Origin of the sequence: Roseisolibacter sp. H3M3-2 (assembly GCF_029211165.1) — a bacterium.
Lineage (GTDB): Bacteria > Gemmatimonadota > Gemmatimonadetes > Gemmatimonadales > Gemmatimonadaceae > Roseisolibacter.
This window is the reverse complement of the sequence record NZ_JARGEK010000423.1, coordinates 1-3,772: the sequence shown is the minus strand read 5'-3', so window position 1 is coordinate 3,772 and position 3,772 is coordinate 1. Positions and strand designations below refer to the sequence as shown.

Annotated in this window: 3 protein-coding genes; 1 reads left to right on the top strand and 2 read right to left on the bottom strand. The window is 78.6% G+C overall.

Going from position 1 to position 3,772, the window contains the following annotated elements; genetic code table 11:
- Nucleotides 1-69: 69 nt before the first annotated feature.
- Nucleotides 70-1,965, bottom strand: coding sequence for an N-acetylmuramoyl-L-alanine amidase (locus PYV61_RS22305; protein WP_275835825.1), 1,896 nt, complete (start codon nucleotides 1,963-1,965; stop codon nucleotides 70-72).
- A gap of 212 nt (nucleotides 1,966-2,177) precedes the next feature.
- Between PYV61_RS22305 and PYV61_RS22300 the strand changes: the two genes are divergently transcribed.
- On the top strand, nucleotides 2,178-3,368 hold the full coding sequence (locus PYV61_RS22300) for a protein phosphatase 2C domain-containing protein (RefSeq protein WP_275835823.1): 1,191 nt from the start codon (nucleotides 2,178-2,180) through the stop codon (nucleotides 3,366-3,368).
- Nucleotides 3,369-3,559: 191 nt separating this feature from the next.
- Here PYV61_RS22300 and PYV61_RS22295 read toward each other — a convergent pair.
- The coding region (locus tag PYV61_RS22295; RefSeq protein WP_275835821.1) for a hypothetical protein at nucleotides 3,560-3,772 on the bottom strand (213 nt) is incomplete at its 5' end.

The following is a 3,772-nucleotide window of genomic DNA, read 5'->3' as shown; positions in this document are numbered from 1 at the left end:
CTCGCGGCGGCAGGAGCCGTCCCCGCCGTGGAGCGCTGCCGACGCTCGACGCTCGCCGCTCGACGCTGCTCAACGCGCCAGCGACCGGAAGTACGCCTCGGTCCCGTCGACGACGGCGCGCGCGTACAGCTCGCGCCCTTCCGGCGAGCGCAGCGCCGCCTCCTGCTCGGGGAACATGAGGAACAGCCCCTCGGTCAGGATCGCCGGCATCCACGGCGGGCGCGCCACGGCGAGGTTCTGGTAGTGGATGCCGAGGTCGCGGATGCGGAAGCGCCGCACCATCTCGCGCTGCACCAGGCGCGCGAGCGGCTCCGAGTGCTGGTGGAAGAACAGCGTGCTCGTCCCCGCGTTGGCGAACGGGTTGACGCCGTCGGGGAACGCGTTGAGGTGGATCGACAGGAACGCGTGCCCGTCGGCGCGGCGCGCCAGCACGCCGCGGTCGCCCAGCGGGACCGGGTCGGCCGTCGTGCGCGTCATCACCACCTCGGCGCCCCGCTCGCGCAGCAGGTCGCGCACGCGCTCCGCCACGGGCAGCACCGCGACCGGCTCCCACAGCCCCGTCGGCCCCGTCGCGCCCCCCGGCGGGTGCCCCGCGTCGACCACGATGCGCATCCCGCGCAGCGGCCGCGCCGGGTCGACGGTCGGCGTGCGGCGCACGCGGAGCACGAACGCCGAGCGGGCCGGGTCCCACAGCGCGAGGTAGCCGTACGGGTCCTCGCCCAGCCGCAGCGTGACGCGCACGCGGTCCGTCGCCTCCTGCTCCCACACCACCTGCCGCACCAGCGAGTCGCCGGCCGTCCCCCAGATCGGGAGGATGTCGGGGGAGAACGCGGTCTGGTACAGCACGAGGTCGATCTCGCGCCCGCGCTCGATCACCTGGTACGGCGGGCGCTCGGCGAGCGGGATCACGAGGTCCGACCACCCGGGCGCCGGCGCCACGCGCGCGCCGCCGGCGCCGCGCCGCGCCGCCGACCACCCGGCCGGCAGCGGGACCACCTCGCCGCTGTCGACCCACACCTCGAGCTGCGCGTCGAGGCGCACGCGCGTCGCGCCCCCCTGCGCGCCGGTGCGCTCGACCGGCGTCCCCGGGGCGAAGAACCACTTGTACGTGCCGTCCGGCGTCGGCCGGCCGACGATCACGCGGTCGGTGTCGGGGACCGCCGACGGGCGCCCCAGCTGCACCCAGTCGCGCGCCCCCGGGCGCCCCGGGTCCGCAGCCGCGACGACGCTCACCCGCCCCACCCGGAGCCGCACCGTGTCGGCGCCGCGGGCGACCACCACCCGCGGCTCGGGGGCGGCCGCCAGCGCACCGGCCGGCACCTCCCCCACCCAGGTGGTCGCCGCGTCCTCCCCGGTCGGCGTCGGCCACCCGGGGCGCGCCTGCGCGTCCACCATCGGCGCCCCCGCGTCGCCGCCGAGGGCCAGCCAGGCCGCCGCGTTCCGCGGCGCCCGGACCGCGACCCGCACCGGCTCGTCGGCCCGCAGCGCGCTCCGGCCGGCTGGCGACACGCTGCCGCTGTCGACGACGAGCCGCCCCGTGGCCGGGAGCGGGCGGCGGGCGGGGACGCGCACCGGGACGGTCCGGCGCGCCGTCTCGACGCCCCGCGTCGCCACCAGCTCGTAGCGTGGCGCCGAGGCCGGCGGGACCGGGAGGAAGGCCAGGAAGGCGCCGTTGGGAGCCACCTGCACGGGCGCGCCGTTGATGGTCAGCGTCGCCTCGCCGCTCCCCACCGAGCCGAAGACGAAGGTCGAGTCGCGCCCCCCCACCGACGCCTGCGCCCCGGGCGACACCACACGCACGTCGAGCGCCCCGTTGACCCGCGGCACCGGCGGCAGCCCCGCGGGGCCCCCGTCCGCCGCCGCGGCGGGGACGGGGGCGGCGCCCGGGGCGGACGCCCGGGCGCAGAGGGCGAGGAGCAGGACGAGCGCGACTCGGGACGGCCGGCGGGCGGGGAGGCGACGCATCGGGGCAAGGTACTCGGCGCCTCTGCCGGGGCGGAACGGCGCGCCGGCCGGCGGCGACGACTGATTGCCTCCCCCCGGACGCCCCTCTACCTTCGACGACGCATGGGATCCGACGCCCTCCGACGCCCCGCCCCCGTCCCCCGCCCCGGCGCAACCTGCCCGGCGCGGCGCCGTAGTGCCCGCATGCCGTCGACCCCCGCCCGCGCCGCCGCGTGACCCACGGGCCCGCGTCGCACCCGTCGCCCTCCGCGCCCGCCCCCGCCGCCGTGCGGGTGGCGGTGTGCGCGCTCACCGACGTCGGCCGCACGCGCGAGCACAACGAGGACGCGTTCCTCGTCGCCGACCTGTCGGAGCCCGAGCCGCTCACCTTCCTCAACGACGAGTCCGCGGTGCGCGGGCACGACGCAGTCGCGACGCGCGGGGTCGACGCCGGCACCGAGGGGGTGCTCTTCCTCGTCGCCGACGGGCTGGGCGGCGCGGCGGCCGGCGAGATCGCGAGCCGCATGGGCGCCCGCGCCGTCTTCGACGCGCTGCGCGAGCGGGTCGCCGAGGCCAGCGCCGACGCCGGGCAGTACGCGGTCGCGCTGCGCGACGCGGTCCTGGCCGCGAACACGGCGATCCACCGCCACGCGCTCCGCCACGCCGAGCTGCGCGGGATGGGGACGACGCTGACGGCGGCGGCGCTGCGCGGCGACACGCTGTACCTCGCGCAGGTCGGCGACAGCCGCGGCTACCTGATCCGCGACGGTGTCGCGCAGCAGCTGACCAAGGACCAGTCGCTGATGCAGAAGCTCGTCGAGGCCGGGGAGATCACCCCCGAGCAGGCCGAGACGAGCGTGCGCCGCAACATCATCCTGCAGGCGCTCGGCCCCGAGGCGTCGGTGAAGGTCGACCTCACGCACCAGCAGCTGCGGCGCGGCGACCTGCTCCTCCTGTGCAGCGACGGGCTGTCGGGGCAGGTGCGCGCGCACGAGCTGGCGGAGGCCGCGGCCGACGCGTCCGACCTCGCCGCGCTGTGCCGCGAGCTGATCGCGCGCGCGAACGCGACGGGCGGCCCCGACAACATCACCGTCGTCGCCGCGCGCTTCGACGGCGCGGGGCTCGTCGACGCCTCGCAGGGCGACGCGATCGGGCACCAGCGCTTCCCGCTCGGGTCGCCGACGCCGACGACGCCGATCGAGCCGGTGTCGGCCGCGGTGCTCGACGCGCCCGCCCTGGCGCTCCCGGTTCCCGGGCAGGCCGCCGGGCTCCCCGCCGAGCCGCCCCCCGCCCCCGGCGTCACCCCCGTCGAGCTGGCGGAGCGACGCGACCGCGCCAAGGTCGCCTACGTCGGGCTGGCGATCCTCGCCGTCGTGCTGGCGGCGCTGCTGGCCTGGCGGTTCTACTCGGAGCGGCGGATCTAGCGCGGGTCCCGATCGCGTCGGACGGCGGGGGCTCGCGCGCGTACCTGTGGCCCCGTCTCGCCGGCGACCCGAGCGCCGAGCGCCGGGCGCCGAGGCTCACACGGCGCTCGGCGCCCGGCGCTCAGGTCGGGATTCGCCGGCGCTGGAGGCACCCCGCGGAACGCGGCCCTCCGACGCCTCCACGAAGTGCCCTAGCTCTTCCGCGCCGCCAGCCAGCGCGCGACGGCCTGCTGCATCGCGCGGTCGCCCGACCAGCCGCACACCACCGGCGCGTCGGTGGGCAGCTCCGCGGCGCGGCGCGTGTGGTCGAACAGCGCCACGACGGCCGCGCGCCCCCCGCGCCGCGCGTCCTCGACGGCGGCGCGCACCGCGTCGAGCGCGGCGGGCGAGTGGCCGACGCGGCC